Raw genomic sequence first — 15,227 nt, 5'->3', positions numbered from 1 at the left:
GCTCAGCGCTCCGATGCGGCGCGTGTCGCGGGGACGACGGTCAGGACCGGCTCCTGCCCCCGGCGCGAGCGCCTGTTCTCGAGGATGACGTTGCCGATCATGACGGCGACCGCGACGAGGAAGATGGCGCTCGCGACGACGTTGATCTGCGGGGGCACGGAGACGCGCGCGGCGCCCCAGATGAGCAGCGGGAAGGTCGTGGTCGAGCCGGCGTTGAAGTACGTGATGACGAAGTCGTCGATCGAGAGCGCGAACCCGAGCAGCGCGGCGCTGAGGATCGCGGGCGCGAGCAGCGGCAGCGTCACCTTGCGGAACGTCACCCATTCGTCGGCGCCGAGGTCCATCGCGGCTTCCTCGAGGTGGCGGTCGAAGCCGATCAGCCGCGCCTTCACGGTGACGACGACGTAGCTGACGATGAACATGACGTGGGCGATGAAGATGGTGGCGAAGCCGAGCGCGACCTGGAGGTTGATGAACAGCGTCAGCAGCGACGCGCCCAGCACGATCTCGGGCGTCGACATCGGCAGGAAGATGACGACGTTCGTCGCCCCGCGGCCGCGGAAGTCGTGGCGCACGAGCGCGAGCGCGATCAGCGTTCCGAGTGCCGTCGCGACGAGCGTCGAGATGAGCCCGATCTCGAGCGAGGTGACGATCGCGTCGCGCAGTCCCGGAACGGCGTCCCAGTGCACCCAGTTGTCGAGCGTGAAGCCCTGCCAGACGTAGTTGAAGCGTCCCCGGGGAGAGTTGAGGGAGAAGAGGATCACGACCGCGATCGGCAGCAGCAGGTACGCGAAGGCGAGCATCGCGTACCCGGTCAGCAGGTGGCGGCGCAGCCACTTCATCCGGTCAGCTTCTCCGTGCCGACGACCTTCGCATACAGGGCGAGCGCGACGAGGATCAGCGCCATCAGGATGAACGACAGCGCTGCCGCGGACGGGTAGTCGATCTGCTCGAGGTACTGCGACTGGATCACGTTCCCGATCATCTTCTGGTTCGGCGTGCCGAGGAGCTGCGCGTTGATGAAGTCGCCGGCGGCGGGGATGAACGTGAGCAGCGTGCCCGCCACGATGCCCGGCGCCGACAGCGGCAGCGTCACGCGCACGAACGCCGCACGCTTGCTCGCGTAGAGATCCTCGGCCGCCTCGAGCAGGCGCGGGTCGATCTGCTCGAGCGAGACGTAGAGCGGCAGCGCCATGAACGGCAGGAAGTTGTAGGTGATGCCGGCGACGACGGCGACGGCCGTGGCGAGCAGCCGCCCGTCGGGTCCGAGTATGTGCACGTCGCGCAGGACGCGCACGACCGGCCCCTCGTCGGCGAGGATGTTCAGCCACGCGAGCGTGCGCACGAGGTACGAGACGAAGAACGGGGCGACGATGAAGACGAGGAAGAGGTTCTTCCAGCGTCCACCGCGGAACGCGATCCAGTAGACGAGCGGGTAGGCGATCGCCAGGCACAGCACGGTCGCGATGCCCGCGTAGAGGAACGAGCGCGCGAACTGGGGGCCGTACGTGCCGACGGCGTCGCCGTAGTTCGAGAACGCCCAGCTGAACGAGTACCCGTTGAGGAACGAGCCCGACTGCAGCGACTGGTAGCCGAGGAAGCCGAGCGGGACGAGGAAGAACACCGCGAGCCAGGCGAGACCCGGCAGCAGCAGGAGCGTCGGGGCGAGCCAGCGATAGCGGTGGAAGACGGTCATGGGTGGAAGCTTGCGCCGGGAGGCTCGCGGGCCTCCCGGCGCTCGCGGTCGCTCAGGCGCCGAGCACCTTCTGCCAGCGGGCCTGGTAGTCGTCGTTCTGGAGCGCTTCCGCGTCGAACTGATGAACCTGCGAGAGCATGTCGTCGGTCGGGAAGATGAGCGCGTTCTTCGCCGTCTCCGGGTCGGTCTTGGCAAGCTCCTCGCGCGCGCCCTTGACGGGGGTGACGTAGTTGACGTAGGCGGCGATCCGGGCGGCGATCTTCGGGTCGTAGACGAAGTTCATGTACGTCGACGCCGTGGGCGCGCTGCCGCCCTGCGGGATCAGCATGTTGTCGGTCCAGATCATGCCGCCCTTCTCCGGGATCGCCCACTTCAGCTTGGGGTTGTCGGCGAGCAGCTGGACGACGTCGCCCGACCAGGCGACGGCGGCCGCGATGTCGCCCTTCGTGAGCGGCTGCGCGTAGTCGTTGCCGGTGAACTGGCGGATCTGCCCGCTGTCGACGGCCTTCTGGATCGTCGCCAGCGCGCGCGCGAAGCTCTCCTCCGTGACCTTGGACGGGTCGTCGCCGTTCGACAGCATCGTGAGCCCGATGCTGTCGGCGAACTCGGAGAGCACCGTCACCTTGCCCTTCAGCTTCGGGTCGTTGAAGAGCTGGTCGACCGAGGTGACGGGGCCGGTGACGTCCTCGTTCCAGGCGATCCCCGTCATTCCCGACTGCCACGGCAGCGAATAGGAGCGGTCGGGGTCGAAGGGCGGGCTCGCCTGCGCGTCGACGAGGTTCCCGATGTTCGGGATCCTGTCCCTGTCGAGCTTCTCGAGCCACCCCTTCTTGATGAGCAGCGCCGGGAACCGCGAGCTGTCGGTCATCACGATGAGGTCGCGGTCGATGCCGCGCCCCTGGCCGAGCGGGCCCTGGATCTTGGCGAAGTAGGTCGCGTTGTCGTTGATGTCCTCGAAGTAGTCGACCTTGATGCCGGTCTCCTTCGTGAACGCGTCGAGCGTCGGATGCTTCTTCGTCTTCTCGTCGACGTCGATGTAGAGCGGCCAGTTCGAGAACCGCAGCACGTCGTTGAGCTGGCCGCCGCCACCGCCCCCACCGCCGCCGCAGGCGGCGAGCAGGCCGGGGAGCGACAGGAGCGTGACGCCGGCGGCGCCACGCTGGACGAGTTGCCTGCGCGTGATTCGGGCTGTCATTCGGATATCCCCTCTCCTCGATCGACGACGAAACTCGACTCCGGGCTCCAGCTCACGGTGACCTCCGCGCCCGGAGCCGGCACGAGACCACCCGTCTCGCTGTTCTGGTGGAAGACGGAGATGTCGCCCGCCCGCGTGGCGACGACGATCTGCGTGGCGACCCCGATGTAGGCGCTCTCGCGGATCGTGCCGGACAGCGTGTTGGCGCTCCCCTCCCCGATGCGCACCTTCTCGGGGCGGACGCCGACGGCCACGCTGCCGCTCGTGCCCGCGGTGTCGACGGCGATCAGCGTCCCGTCCTCGAGCCTGACCGCGCCCGGCCCCTCCACCCGCCCGCGCAGGAGGTTGGACGTGCCGAGGAAGTTGGCGACGAACGCGGTGCGCGGCCGCTCGTAGAGATCCGCCGGGCTGCCGAGCTGCTCGATGCGCCCGAGGTTCATGACCGCGATCGTGTCCGCCATCGTCATCGCCTCCTCCTGGTCGTGCGTGACGTGGACGAACGTGATGCCGACGTCGCTCTGGATCCGCTTCAGCTCGAGCTGCATCTGCTTGCGCAGCTTCAGGTCGAGGGCGCCGAGCGGCTCGTCGAGCAGCAGCACGCGCGGGCTGTTGACGAGCGCGCGCGCGAGGGCGACGCGCTGCTGCTGGCCGCCGGAGAGCTGCTTCGGCTTGCGGCTCTCGCGGCCGGCGAGGTCGACGAGCTCGAGCATCTCGAGCACGCGACGCCTGCGCTCGGCCCTGTCCACGCCCCTGCGCTCGAGGCCGAAGGCGACGTTGTCGAACACGGTCATGTGGGGGAACAGGGCATAGCTCTGGAACACCGTGTTGACGTCGCGCCTGTACGGCGGCAGGCCGACGACGTCGCTGTCGCCGAGGAAGATCGCGCCTTCCGTGGGCTCCTCGAAGCCGCCGATCATGCGCAGCGTCGTCGTCTTGCCGCAGCCCGACGGGCCGAGCATGGCGAAGAAGGAGCCGTGCGGGATCTCGAGCGAGATGCCGTCGACGGCGACCGTCTCGTCGAAGCGCTTGACGACCCGCTCGAGGCGGACGTCGCTCGGAGCCGCCGCCGTCACCGGCGTCTCCCGCCGCGTGCTGTCACGTCGTTCACGACACCTCCTGGGCAGGGGGCTCGTGCAGGCGCGCCCCCCAGTCGTAGAGCTGCTTCCACAGCTCGAGGTAGAGGAAGCTCTCGGTCGTGACGACGTCGTCGAGCGACCGGATCCGGTTCGTCACGTCGAGAAGCGCCCGCCGGTCGGCGCAGACGAGCTCGACGAGGATGTCGAACTGCCCGGCGGTGACGACGACGTAGTCGGCCTCGTCCCAGCGGGCGACCTCGTCGGCGACGCGCTCCGGCGGCCCCGCCGTGCGGATGCCGACCATCGCCTGCGCCTCGAAGCCGAGACCGAGCGGGTTGGTGACGCCGGTGACCTGCAGGATGTTGTCCTCGCACAGCCGCGCGTAGCGGGCGCGGATCGTCGCCTCGGAGACGCCGAGCCCGGCGGCGATGCGGCGAAACGGCTCGCGCCCGTTGCGCTGCAGCGCCTCGATGATGCCCTTGTCGACGGCGTCGATGCGGCGCGGTCGCCGCACGGGGCCGCGCGCGGGCGGTGCGGGCACGGGCTCGGTGAGGCGGTTGCTGCGCAATGCGAGGTGTTTCCTACCATCAATCGCGCAACGCGTCAATGCAGAGGCGGCGGTTGCCGACGATGCGAGGGCGCGCGTGCCGCGGTCAGGCCAGCTTCACGCAGACGTGCTTGATGCGCGTGTACTCCTCCATCGAGTACATGGACATGTCCTTGCCGTACCCGGATTCCTTGAAGCCGCCGTGCGGCATCTCCGAGGTGAGCGGGAACAGGTGCTCGTTGATCCACACGCACCCGAAGTCGAGCCTGGCGGCGACCTTCATCGCGCGACCGACGTTCTCGGAGAAGACCGACGACGCGAGGCCGTAGCGCACGTCGTTCGCCATCCGGATCGCCTCCTCGTCGGAGCCGAAGCGCTGAACGGTGACGACCGGCCCGAACACCTCGTTCTGGACGATCTCGCTGTCCTGCGCGACGTCCGCGATCAGCGTCGGCGAGACGAAGAAGCCGCGGTCGCCCGGCGTCGAGCCCCCCGTGAGCACGGTCGCCCTCGCATCGGCGGCGCGCTCGATGAAGCCGAGCACGCGCTGCTGCTGCTCGGCCGAGATCACCGGCCCCATCCCGATCTCGTCGTCCGTCGCCGGGTCGCCGACGCTCATCGACTCGATCGCGGCGACGGCGGCGCCGACGACGTCGTCGTAGATGCGCTCGCTGACGAGGATGCGCGACGACGCCGTGCAGTCCTGGCCGGAGTTGAAGTAGCCGCCGATCTTGATCGCCTCGGCGACGGCGGCCGGGTCGGCGTCGTCGAGCACGACCATCGGCGCCTTGCCGCCGAGCTCGAGGTGCACGCGCTTGACCGTGTCGGCGGCGTTCTTCGCGATCAGCTTCCCCGTCGCCGTGTCCCCCGTCAGCGAGACGAGGCGGATCGACGGGTGCCGCACGAGCCGGTCGCCCACGGGGACGCCGTCCCCGGTGACGACCTGCAGCACGCCCGGCGGCAGCACCTCCTGGGCGAGCTCGACGAAGCGCAGCGTCGTCAGCGGCGTCTGCTCGGCCGGCTTGACGATCTGGACGTTGCCGGCGGCGAGCGCCGGCCCCAGCTTCCACATCACCATGAACAGCGGGTAGTTCCACGGCGCGATGCCTGCGACGATGCCGAGCGGCTCGCGGCGCACCATGGACGTGTAGCCCTCGACGTACTCGGCGGCGGCCTTGCCTTCGAGATTGCGGGCCGCGCCGGCGAAGAAGCGGAGGTTGTCGACCATCAGCGGAGGCTCGTCGCGCGCGACCCACCACGGCTTGCCGACGTTGAGGGACTCGAGCCGGGCCAGCTCGTCCGCGTTCTCCTCGATCACGTTCGCCAGCCGCAGCAGCAGCTCCATGCGGTCCTTCGGCGTCCTCTCCCGCCACGTCTCCCACGCCTTCTCGGCGGCGGCGACCGCGCGGTCGACGTCCTCCGCCGTCCCCCTCGGCACCTCGGCGATGACCTCGCCCGTGGCCGGATTCAGGATTTCCATCGTCTCGCCGGACACCGAGTCGACGAACTCGCCGCCGATGAACATCTTGCGCCGCATCACGGAAACGCCCATGGCTCTCATCCTCCGGGGTGGGAATTCGGCGCGAGCCTAGCAGCGGCGGCTCGGGCTCACGGAGCGGTCCTGACCGTGCGATCAGGTAGAACCCCCACATGAGGATCCTCGTCGTCGGGACGGGTGGCGTCGGCTCCGCGTTCGCGCGCATCGCCCAGCGCCGCGCGTTCTTCGCGCACTGCGCGCTCGCCGACTACGACGCCGAGCGTGCCCGCGCGCTCGTCGCCGGCCTCGACGACGGGCGCTTCTCCGCGCACCGGATCGACGCCTCGAGCAAGGACGCCGTCGTCGCGCTGATCCGCGAGACCGGAGCCGACCACGTCCTCAACGCGGTCGACCCGGTCTTCGATGTCCCCGTCTTCGACGCCTGCCTCGAGGCGCGGGTCGCCTACCTCGACATGGCGATGACGCTGTCCGAGCCGCACCCGGAGCGCCCGTACGAGAAGACGGGCGTCAAGCTCGGCGACTACCAGTTCGAGCGAGACGCGGCGTGGCGGGACGCGAGGCTGCTCGCCCTCGTCGGCATCGGCGTCGAGCCGGGCGCCGCCGACGTCTTCGCGCGCTACGCCGCCGACGAGCTCTTCTCGGAGATCGACGAGATCGGCGTCCGCGACGGGGCGAACCTCGAGGTCGAGGGCTACGACTTCGCGCCGACGTTCTCGATCTGGACGACGATCGAGGAGTGCCTCAATCCGCCGGTGATCTGGGAGAAGGGGCGCGGCTGGTTCACGACGGAGCCGTTCTCGGAGCCCGAGGTGTTCGACTTCCCCGAGGGCATCGGTCCCGTCGAGTGCGTGAACGTCGAGCACGAGGAGGTGCTGCTCGTGCCGCGCTTCATCGACTGCAGGCGGGTGACGTTCAAGTACGGCCTCGGCGACGAGTTCATCGACGTCCTGAAGACCCTCCACAAGCTCGGCCTCGACGCGACGGCGAAGATCGACGTGAAGGGCGTCGCCGTCGCCCCCCGCGACGTCGTCGCCGCCGCCCTGCCGGACCCGGCGACGCTCGGCGACCGCATGACCGGCAAGACCTGCGCCGGGACGCTCGTGACGGGCCGCGGGAAGGACGGGGCGCCGCGGAAGGTCTACCTCTACCACGTCGCCGACAACGAGACGACGATGCGGGAGTACGGCTCGCAGGCGGTCGTGTGGCAGACGGCGATCAACCCGGTCGCGGCGCTCGAGCTGCTCGCCGAGGGCGCATGGGCGGGAGCCGGCGTGCTCGGGCCCGAGGCGTTCCCGCCCAAGCCCTTCCTCGACAAGCTCGCCGCGCTCGGCGCGCCGCACGGCATGCTCGAGCTCGATCCCGACGCCTGAGCGCGCCGCGCGCGGACGCGCCCGGCCCTTCCGTGGGGGGCGGGAACCTGCGAGGATCGGGGCATGGCACACGTGAGGCTGCGCGCCCCGCTCTCCGAGCTCGCCGGCGGCAGCGAGCACGAGCTGGCCGGCGCGACGGTGCTCGAGGTGCTCGAAGAGCTCGAGCGTGCCCATCCTGCCGTGGCCGGCTGGATGCTCGACGAGACGCGGCGTATCCGCCTGCACGTGAACGTCTACGTCAACGGTCAACGTGCGCAGGAGGAGGCGACCGTCGCGCCGTCGGATCGCATCCACGTCCTCCCGTCGATCACGGGAGGAGCCTCGTGACACAGCTGCTCGTCGGGACGCGCAAAGGCCTCTTCGCGCTCGACGGCGACGGCACGGGCCCGTTCGAGGTCACGGCACGGGCCTTCGCCGGCGAGTCGGTCGAGTATGCGATGCGGGACCAGCGCACGGGCCGCTACCTCGCGTCCGTCAGCTCGTGGTTCTACGGCCCCCGGATCTGGTTCGCGGACGACCCGGCCGGCGAGTGGGAGCAGGCGGAGGGCCTCGCGCTGCCCGAGGGCGAGGAGCAGGCGCTCGCGCGCATCTGGGTGATCGCCGCGGGAGAGCAGGACGGCCTCCTCTACTGCGGCGGCGACCCCGGCGCCCTGTTCGAGAGCCGCGACGGCGGCTCGACCTGGCGGCTGAACCGCGGCCTCTGGGACCATCCGACCCGGCCCGACTGGACGCCGGGCGGCGGCGGGCTCTGCCTGCACACGATCGTGCCGTGGCCCGGCGACGCGAGCAGGCTGATGGTCGCGGTGTCGGCGGTCGGCGTCTGGCTCTCCGACGACGCGGGAACGACGTGGCGGCACTCGAACACCGGCATCGTCCCCGAGTACCTGCCGGAGGAGGCGCGGGACACCCCGATCCAGCACTGCGTGCACCACGTGCGCCGATCGCCGGCACGGCCCGAGCGGCTCTTCATGCAGTTCCACGGCGGGATCTACCGCTCCGACGACGCGGGTGAGACGTGGCTCGACGTCGGCGACGGGCTCGGCTCCGACTTCGGCTTCCCGATCGTCGTCGACCCGGCCGACCCGGATTCCGCCTACGTGATCCCGCTCGACGGCGCCGGCGACCGTGTCACGCCGGGCGGCAGGGTGGCCGTATACGAGACGCGTGACGGCGGCGGCAGCTGGCGCGCCCGCACGGAAGGGCTGCCGCAGGAGAACGCCTACCTGACCGTGCTCCGCGAGGCGTTCGACTGCGCGGGCGCCGGCCCCACGCTCGAGCTCTACTTCGGCTCGACGTCCGGCGACGTGTTCGGCTCGGCCGACGCGGGTGCGTCCTGGTTCCCGGTCGCGGAGCACCTCCCGCCGGTCTACTCGGTACGGACGGCCCGCTAGCGGGATCCGGGTCGGGCGCCCTCGTCGACCAGCGACGCGGCCTCCTCCGCCCTCCTACTCCTCGAGGCCCATGCTGTCGACCCTGGCGGGCCTGATGCGGACGATGACGCGCACCTCCTCCGGGGTGCGGAACGGGTAGCTGTCCGCGCCGAGGTACTTCTTCGCAAGCTTGTCGATGTGGGCGTCGGCGCCCTCGTCGACGAGCTCTGCGGTGCCCGTCACGGCAAGCCAGCGGTACGCGTTCTGCGGGTCGACGACCACGAGAGAGAGCCGCGGGTCGCGCAGGATGTTCCTCTCCTTCGCCCTCCCGCGCGCCGTGTTGAAGCTGACGCTGTCGCCGTCGGCGTCGACCCAGACGACGGTCGAGTGCGGCGAGCCGTCGGCGCGCAGCGTGGTCGCCACGCCGACGAAGGCGTTGTCCTGCAGGAATGCGGTCTGAGCGTGCGAGAGCCGTGCCACTGGGGTCTCCTCCCGTAGGGCTTGTCGTGCTGGTCCTTCGCTGGAACGACGGACGGCGCTGTCTTCTTCCCGTGAGCTGCGTGCCGGCTGCGGGGTCGCCTGCGCGAACCTCACCCGACGGTCGTCGGGATGCCCGTGATCTCGCCGGCGGCGATCTTCCGCTCCACCGCGCGGACGGCGTCGAGATCGGCCCTGGCCGCCTCGGGGCTCGGCCTGCCGAGTCCGACCCCCTCCTGGTCGAGGCCGAAGACGGCGTTGCTGCCGCCGCTGAAGGTGCCGTCCTGCACGGCCTTGATCGTCAGGAAGACGGCCGCGTCGACGCCCTTGAGGGCGCTCGTGAGCACATGCGGGCCGAGGAACGACTGGTCGGCGTCGACGCCGATGCCCCACACCTTGCGATCCCTGGCCGCCGACAGCGCGCCGAGCCCGCATCCTCCGGCGACCTGGAAGACGACCTTCGAGCCGGCCGCGATCTGGTTGAGCGCGATCTCCTTGCACTTGGCCTGGTCGTCCCAGTCCTGGGAGTAGTCCCATCGCACCTTCGTGCCCGGCACCGCGGCCTCGGCTCCGGCACGGTAGCCGGCGATGAAGCGATCGACGGGGGGCTCCTTGAAGCCGCCGACGGCGCTGATCGTGTCGGCGCTCTCCCGCCTGGCGGCGAGCGCGGCGAGGTAGCCGACGAGATAGCCGACCTGCTCCTCCCGGAACAGCAGGCCGCGCACGTTGGCAGGGGCGCCCTTCAGGGATGCCTGGTCGACGTCGACGATGGCGAACTTCACGTTCGGGAACTTCGTCGCCGCGGTCGCGATCGCGGCGCCCTGCGCGAAGCCGACGCCGACGACGAGGTCGTAGCCCTGCCGCGCGAGCGTCGACATGTTCGGCACGTAGTCGGCCGCCGACGTGGACTCGATCACCCGTCCGCGCACGCCGAGCTCGCGCTCCGCGCGCTCGAGGCCCTTGAAGGCGAGCTCGTTGAAGCCGTTGTCGTTGAGCTGGCCGAGGTCGGTGATCAGCCCGACCTTCAGCGCCGAGGGCGCGGGCGCCGTCTGCGCGTCGGGCGCGGACGTGCCGCCGCCGCCGCAACCGGCGGCCAGCAGTGCGAGCGCCGCCGCGACGGCGAGAACGGCGGTGATGCGAATCGTCCGCATTGTCATCGGGCGCGCCTTTCGCTAGTTTTAGCCTATGAGTCAAAAACTTGAGGGGCAGTCTACCAGACCGACACAGGTGACCCTCGCGGTCGTGTTGCAGGTTCGGGACGCGTCGCTGCAGGTGCTGCTGTGGCAGCGCGCGCGCGATCCGTACGCCGGTGCGTGGGCGCTGCCCGGCGGCGTGCTCGCGCCCGGCGAGACGCTCGAGGCGTCGATCCTGCGCCACCTGACGACGAAGGTCGACGTGCGCGAGGTCGCGCACCTCGAGCAGGTGGCGACCTATGGCGACCCCGGCCGCAACCCCGTCGGGTGGGAGATCGCAACCGCCTACCTGGGGCTCGTCCCTCTCGGCGTCGACCCGGACGTGCCCGACGACACGCGCTGGCACCCCGTCGGCGCCCTCCCCCCCACCGCCTTCGATCACGGCGCCATCGTGCTCGCGGCGTGCGAGCGGCTGCGCGCGAAGCTGTCGTACTCGAACGCCGGCTTCGCGCTCGCGCCGGGGACGTTCACGCTCGCCGAGCTGCGCGAGATCTACGTCGCGGCGCTCGGGTACGACGTCTCGGCCACCAACCTCAAGCGCGTGCTGCTGCGCCGAGGCGTGCTCGAGCAGACCGGCGGGCGGCGCAGCCCCGGGCGCGCGGGCGGCCGGCCGGCAGACGAGTTCCGGTTTCGACGGCGCCGGCTCGAGATCACCGACCCGTTCGCCGCCCTGCGCCCGCCGGGATAGGGAGCGCTACGCGCGCACGCGCTCGCCGGCCGGGTCGAAGAGCGGCTCCGCCGCCACCACGCCCTCGACCCACTCGCCGAAGATCTCGACGGCGACCTGCGTGCCGGCCGCCGCGTCCGCGACGGGCAGGTAGGCGTACGCGATCGACGAGCCGACCGTGTAGCCGTACCCCCCGCTCGTGACGCGGCCGACGAGCCGCTCCCCCACCCGCACCGGCTCGGAGCCGAGCGCGACCGAGCGCGGGTCGGAGAGGGTGAGACAGCACAGGCGGCGCTCGGGCTCGGCGCGCTCGGCCAGCGCCTCGCGGCCGACGAAGTCGCCCTTGTCGAGCTTGACCGCGAACCCGAGGCCCGCCTCGTACGGCGTCTCGTCGGGCGTGATGTCGGCCCCCCAGACGCGGTATCCCTTCTCGAGCCGCAGCGAGTCGATCGCCTTGTAGCCGGCGGCGACGAGGCCGTGCCCGCTGCCGGCCTCCCACAACGTGTCCCACAGCCGGAGGCCGAACTCCGCCGGGCAGTACAGCTCCCAGCCGAGCTCGCCGACGTAGGTGACGCGCAGGGCGAGGCACGGCACGGCGCCGATCGAGAGCTCCCGCGCGCGCATGTACGGGAACGCCTCGTTCGAGAGGTCGCTCACCGTGAGCGGCTGCAGGATGTCGCGCGCGCGCGGGCCCCACAGCCCGTAGCAGGCGAGAGCGGAGGTGACGTCGGCGACGTGGACGGAGCCGTCGTCCGGGGCGTGCTCCCGGATCCAGGCGATGTCGTGCTGCCCGAACGCGGTGCCGGTGACGATGCGGAACCGCTCCTCGGCGAGCCGCGTGACCGTGAAGTCGCACTCGATTCCGCCCTTCGGGTTCAACATCTGCGTGTACGTCAGCGCGCCCACGTCGCGGGCGACCCGGTTGGCGCAGAGGCGCTCGAGGAAGGCCGCCGCGCCTGGGCCGGAGACCTCGATCTTCGCGAACGAGGACTCGTCGAACAGCGCGGCCGCGTCGCGGCATGCCGTGTGCTCGGCGCCGATCGCCGGCGACCACAGCTTGCCGGCCCAGCCGCGCGGACGCAGCGTCTCGTCGCCCCGGACGGCGTTCGGCTCGAACCAGTTCGCCCGCTCCCAGCCGGACTTCTCGCCGAACGCGGCGCCGAGCTCGGTCAGGCGCGCGTAGGCCGGCGACACGCGCAGCGGCCTCCCGGCCTGCCGCTCGTGCCCGGGGTACTTGACGTCGTAGTAGGTCTCGTAGATCTCGGCGGTGCGCGCGAGCGTGTACTCGCGCGAGCGATACGCGGCGCCGAAGCGGCGCGAGTCCATGTGCCAGACGTCGAGCGACGGCGTGCCGCCCACGATCCACTCCGCCACGAGCTGGCCCATGCCGCCCGCGCCCGCGAGACCGTGGGCGCAGAAGCCGGCCGCCACCCAGAACCCGCGAACGTCCGACGGCCCGAGGATGAACTCCCCGTCGGGGGTGAACGCCTCCGGCCCGTTGATGAGCTTGACGACCTCCATCTCCGCGAGCGAGGGGACGCGCACGATCGCGTTCTCCATCAGCTCCTCGAAGCGCGGCCAGTCCTCGTCGAGCAGCTTGCCGTTGAAGTCCGCAGGGATGCCGTCGAGCGACCACGGAGCGCAATGGCGCTCGTAGCCGCCCATGATCAACCCGCCCGACTCGGGCCGGTAGTAGACGAGCAGCGACGGGTCGCGCATCGTCGGCATGTCCGTCGGCAGGCCGCACGGCTTCAGCACGAGGTACTCGTGCGCCATCGGGATGATCGGGACGTTCACGCCCGCGAGCGCGCCGATCTCGCGCGCGTACATGCCGCCCGCGTTGACGACGATGTCCGTCTCGATCTCGCCCCTGTCGGTGACGATCCCGGTCACCCGGCCGCGCTCGACGTTCACGCCCGTGACGCGGGTGTTCGTGTTGATCTCGGCGCCGCGACGGCGCGCGCCTTCGGCGAGCGCGAAGGTGAGCTGGCTGGGATCGATGTAGCCGTCCGTCGGGAGGTAGGCGGCGCCGAGCACGCCGTCGGTGGACATGGGAGGGAACAGCTCCTGCGCCTCCTGCGGCGAGATCAGCTCGAGCGGGAACCCGAACGTCTTCGCCCACCCCGACTGGCGCGCGATCTCCTCCATGCGCTCGGGCGACGAGGCGAGCCGCAGGGAGCCCACCTCGTGCCAGCCTGTCTCGAGCCCGACCTCGGCCTCGAGGGAGCGGTAGAGGTCGACCGAGTTGACCATCATCCGCGTGAGCGCGAGCGAGCTGCGAAGCTGGCCGACGAGGCCGGCCGAATGGAAGGTGGAGCCGCTCGTCAGGTCGGCGCGCTCGACGAGGACGACGTCGTCCCATCCGAGCCGGGCCAGCCAGTACAGGATCGAGCATCCGCCGACCCCGCCTCCGATCACGACCGCACGCGCGCGCTGCCTCACTCGTCCACCTCCGTCGATTCGATCACGATGCGCGTGCGATCCCCGCGGAAGCGGTCACGCGCGAACTCCACCGGCGTCCCGTCGGCCGCGTACGCGACCCGCTCCACGAGCAACAGCGGCGCACCCACGGCGACGCCGAGCTCCTCGGCGTCGACGGGGCGGGCGGCGACGGTCTCCAGCCGCTCCCGCGCCCGTACGGGTCGGCGCCCGTAGCGCTCGCCCATGAGATCGTAGAGCGATCCGTCGAGCGGGAGCCGCTCCAGCCCGGGGAACAACCGCGCCGGCAGCGTCGAGCGCTCGCTGGCGAGCGGGGTGCCGCTCGCGAGCCGGACGCGGGCGATCACGAGAGCGGGCGCGCCGGCGGGAAGGCCGAGCGCCGCCGCGCTGCGGGGGCGCGCCGGCCGGACGCCGGCGGACACGACGCGCGCGGCGGCCGCGAGGCCCTGCCGGCGCAGCTCGGCCGACAGGCCCGCGATGCGCGCGGGATGACGCTCGACCTTCGGCTCCTGCACGAACGTGCCGCCGGCACGGCCGACGACCCGCCGCACGATGCCGTCCCGCTCGAGCGTCCCGAGCGCCTGCCGCACCGTCATCCTGCTCACGCCGAGGATGCCGGCGAGCGTGCGCTCGGGAGGCAGGCGGGTGCCGGCGGCGAGCTCGCCCGACGCGACCGCGGCCGTCAGCGCGGCGACGATCTGCGCATGGGCAGGGCCGCGCGCCCGGTCGATCGAGAGGTCGAGAAGAGCCGCCACGGAGAGCAGCCTACTCGCGCGGCCATGAATTGTCTAGACCGTTAGGCTCAGCCCAGTGCAGCGACGAAGGCCGGCTCGGCGGCTATAGCCTGCAGCCGCTCGAAGTGCTCCTCCGCATACGCGGCGAAGTCGAAGTCGATCTCCGAGACCCCGGCCTGCACCACGCCCCACATCGCCTCGCGGAAGTCCGACATGAAGCGCATCAGCTCGAGCGCGCGCGCGTCGGCGGCACGCACCGACCCGAAGTAGGCCGCGAGCAGCTCCTGCCGCCCGTCGCGGTCGAGGTCGTGGTTGATGGAGAAGTTCGCCAGGTCGAAGAAGACGTCGCCCATGCCCGCGTACTCCCAGTCGACGATGCGGATGCGGCAGCCGTCGTCGATGAAGTTCGCGTTGAGCAGGTCGTTGTGGCACGGACGCTCCGGGAAGGCCCCGCGGGCGCGCTCGATGCGGCGGGCCACCTGCCGCGCCCATGCGTAGGCGGGCGGCACGTCGACGCCGTGCGCGAACGCCGTCGTCCGGTAGTCCTCGACGACCCGGAACGAGATGAAGCGCCCCGGGAGCGGCGGCCCGGCGTGCACCGCCCGCAGGGCCTGCGCCACGCGCCTGATCGACGCCGGCTCGCGCATGCGCTCGACGGGAACGAGCGTCCCCTCGATGAACCGTGTCACGAGGCATCCCTCCGGCTCGACGAAGGCGACCACCTCGGGGCCCACCCCGACGGCGGCGGCCGCGAGCGACGCCTCGTGCTCGACGGAGCGGTCGATGCCGAGGAGCTCCGTATCCTTGCCGGCGATGCGCAGCACGAACGCCCCCTCGTCGAGCGTGACCTTGATGTTGTGGTTCGTGATGCCGCCGCCGAGGATCTCGACACGCGCCTCCCGGCCGGGCCAGACCCGGTTGATGATCGCGTCGACGTCCACGAGGCGATCTTCTCATGTCCGCGC

Annotated in this window: 15 protein-coding genes; 4 read left to right on the top strand and 11 right to left on the bottom strand. The window is 71.1% G+C overall.

Translation table 11 applies throughout. The features are described from left to right. Positions 1–2 precede the first annotated feature (2 nt). From Gocc_RS13070 to Gocc_RS13045, 6 genes are all read right to left on the bottom strand, one after another. Entirely contained in the window at positions 3–842 is an 840-nt protein-coding gene (locus tag Gocc_RS13070; RefSeq protein ID WP_114797011.1) for an ABC transporter permease, read from the bottom strand. Further along, the gene (locus Gocc_RS13065) at positions 839–1,696 is read right to left on the bottom strand and encodes an ABC transporter permease (RefSeq protein ID WP_114797010.1); all 858 of its coding nucleotides are present in this window, start codon (positions 1,694–1,696) and stop codon (positions 839–841) included. The genes Gocc_RS13070 and Gocc_RS13065 overlap by 4 nt, the downstream gene beginning before the upstream one ends. A 52-nt stretch (positions 1,697–1,748) precedes the next feature. Beyond that, positions 1,749–2,891, bottom strand: coding sequence for a polyamine ABC transporter substrate-binding protein (locus Gocc_RS13060; RefSeq protein WP_114797009.1), 1,143 nt, complete (start codon positions 2,889–2,891; stop codon positions 1,749–1,751). Continuing rightward, on the bottom strand, positions 2,888–3,964 hold the full coding sequence (locus tag Gocc_RS13055) for an ABC transporter ATP-binding protein (protein ID WP_114797008.1): 1,077 nt from the start codon (positions 3,962–3,964) through the stop codon (positions 2,888–2,890). Before Gocc_RS13055 ends, Gocc_RS13060 begins: the two co-directional genes overlap by 4 nt. Before the next feature lie 31 nt (positions 3,965–3,995). Then, complete coding sequence (locus Gocc_RS13050; RefSeq protein ID WP_220150620.1) at positions 3,996–4,535, bottom strand: Lrp/AsnC family transcriptional regulator; 540 nt, start codon at positions 4,533–4,535, stop codon at positions 3,996–3,998. Positions 4,536–4,620: 85 nt separating this feature from the next. Then, positions 4,621–6,066, bottom strand: a complete 1,446-nt coding sequence (locus Gocc_RS13045; RefSeq protein WP_245904936.1) for a gamma-aminobutyraldehyde dehydrogenase — start codon at positions 6,064–6,066, stop codon at positions 4,621–4,623. Between the two features lie 98 nt (positions 6,067–6,164). Here Gocc_RS13045 and Gocc_RS13040 point away from each other — a divergent pair, with 98 nt between their 5' ends. From Gocc_RS13040 to Gocc_RS13030, 3 genes are all read left to right on the top strand, one after another. Next, entirely contained in the window at positions 6,165–7,382 is a 1,218-nt protein-coding gene (locus Gocc_RS13040) for a saccharopine dehydrogenase family protein (protein WP_114797007.1), read from the top strand. A gap of 63 nt (positions 7,383–7,445) precedes the next feature. Beyond that, entirely contained in the window at positions 7,446–7,709 is a 264-nt protein-coding gene (locus Gocc_RS13035; RefSeq protein ID WP_114797006.1) for a MoaD/ThiS family protein, read from the top strand. Beyond that, positions 7,706–8,773 (top strand): WD40/YVTN/BNR-like repeat-containing protein, encoded by a 1,068-nt coding sequence (locus Gocc_RS13030; RefSeq protein WP_114797005.1) that lies wholly within the window; start codon positions 7,706–7,708, stop codon positions 8,771–8,773. The genes Gocc_RS13035 and Gocc_RS13030 overlap by 4 nt, the downstream gene beginning before the upstream one ends. Before the next feature lie 54 nt (positions 8,774–8,827). Here the strand turns inward: Gocc_RS13030 and Gocc_RS13025 are convergent, their stop codons facing one another. Continuing rightward, positions 8,828–9,232, bottom strand: coding sequence for a PPOX class F420-dependent oxidoreductase (locus Gocc_RS13025; protein WP_114797004.1), 405 nt, complete (start codon positions 9,230–9,232; stop codon positions 8,828–8,830). Between the two features lie 110 nt (positions 9,233–9,342). Continuing rightward, the gene (locus Gocc_RS13020) at positions 9,343–10,386 is read right to left on the bottom strand and encodes a BMP family lipoprotein (protein WP_114797003.1); all 1,044 of its coding nucleotides are present in this window, start codon (positions 10,384–10,386) and stop codon (positions 9,343–9,345) included. Between the two features lie 70 nt (positions 10,387–10,456). Between Gocc_RS13020 and Gocc_RS13015 the strand changes: the two genes are divergently transcribed. Beyond that, complete coding sequence (locus Gocc_RS13015; RefSeq protein ID WP_245904934.1) at positions 10,457–11,110, top strand: NUDIX hydrolase; 654 nt, start codon at positions 10,457–10,459, stop codon at positions 11,108–11,110. A 6-nt stretch (positions 11,111–11,116) separates the two neighbouring features. Here the strand turns inward: Gocc_RS13015 and Gocc_RS13010 are convergent, their stop codons facing one another. The 3 genes from Gocc_RS13010 to gntI are packed head-to-tail and all read right to left on the bottom strand — an operon-like array spanning position 11,117 to position 15,203. Then, a complete protein-coding gene (locus tag Gocc_RS13010; protein WP_114797001.1) occupies positions 11,117–13,531 on the bottom strand; it encodes a GcvT family protein in 2,415 nt (804 codons plus the stop codon). Further along, a complete protein-coding gene (locus tag Gocc_RS13005; protein ID WP_114797000.1) occupies positions 13,528–14,283 on the bottom strand; it encodes a GntR family transcriptional regulator in 756 nt (251 codons plus the stop codon). The genes Gocc_RS13010 and Gocc_RS13005 overlap by 4 nt, the downstream gene beginning before the upstream one ends. A 47-nt stretch (positions 14,284–14,330) precedes the next feature. Beyond that, positions 14,331–15,203 (bottom strand): guanitoxin biosynthesis pre-guanitoxin N-oxide kinase GntI, encoded by an 873-nt coding sequence (gntI, locus tag Gocc_RS13000; protein WP_114796999.1) that lies wholly within the window; start codon positions 15,201–15,203, stop codon positions 14,331–14,333. Between the last annotated feature and the right edge of the window lie 24 nt (positions 15,204–15,227).

Origin of the sequence: Gaiella occulta (assembly GCF_003351045.1) — a bacterium.
GTDB lineage: Bacteria > Actinomycetota > Thermoleophilia > Gaiellales > Gaiellaceae > Gaiella > Gaiella occulta.
Note: the sequence above shows the minus strand (reverse complement) of the source record. Positions and strands in the feature narration are given on the sequence as shown.

Coding starts and splice junctions, on each gene's coding strand:
- Gocc_RS13070 (WP_114797011.1), bottom strand. CDS start 842: ATGAAGTGGCTGCGCCGCCACCTGCTGACCGGGTACGCGATGCTCGCC.
- Gocc_RS13065 (WP_114797010.1), bottom strand. CDS start 1,696: ATGACCGTCTTCCACCGCTATCGCTGGCTCGCCCCGACGCTCCTGCTG.
- Gocc_RS13060 (WP_114797009.1), bottom strand. CDS start 2,891: ATGACAGCCCGAATCACGCGCAGGCAACTCGTCCAGCGTGGCGCCGCC.
- Gocc_RS13045 (WP_245904936.1), bottom strand. CDS start 6,066: ATGGGCGTTTCCGTGATGCGGCGCAAGATGTTCATCGGCGGCGAGTTC.
- Gocc_RS13040 (WP_114797007.1), top strand. CDS start 6,165: ATGAGGATCCTCGTCGTCGGGACGGGTGGCGTCGGCTCCGCGTTCGCG.
- Gocc_RS13035 (WP_114797006.1), top strand. CDS start 7,446: ATGGCACACGTGAGGCTGCGCGCCCCGCTCTCCGAGCTCGCCGGCGGC.
- Gocc_RS13020 (WP_114797003.1), bottom strand. CDS start 10,386: ATGACAATGCGGACGATTCGCATCACCGCCGTTCTCGCCGTCGCGGCG.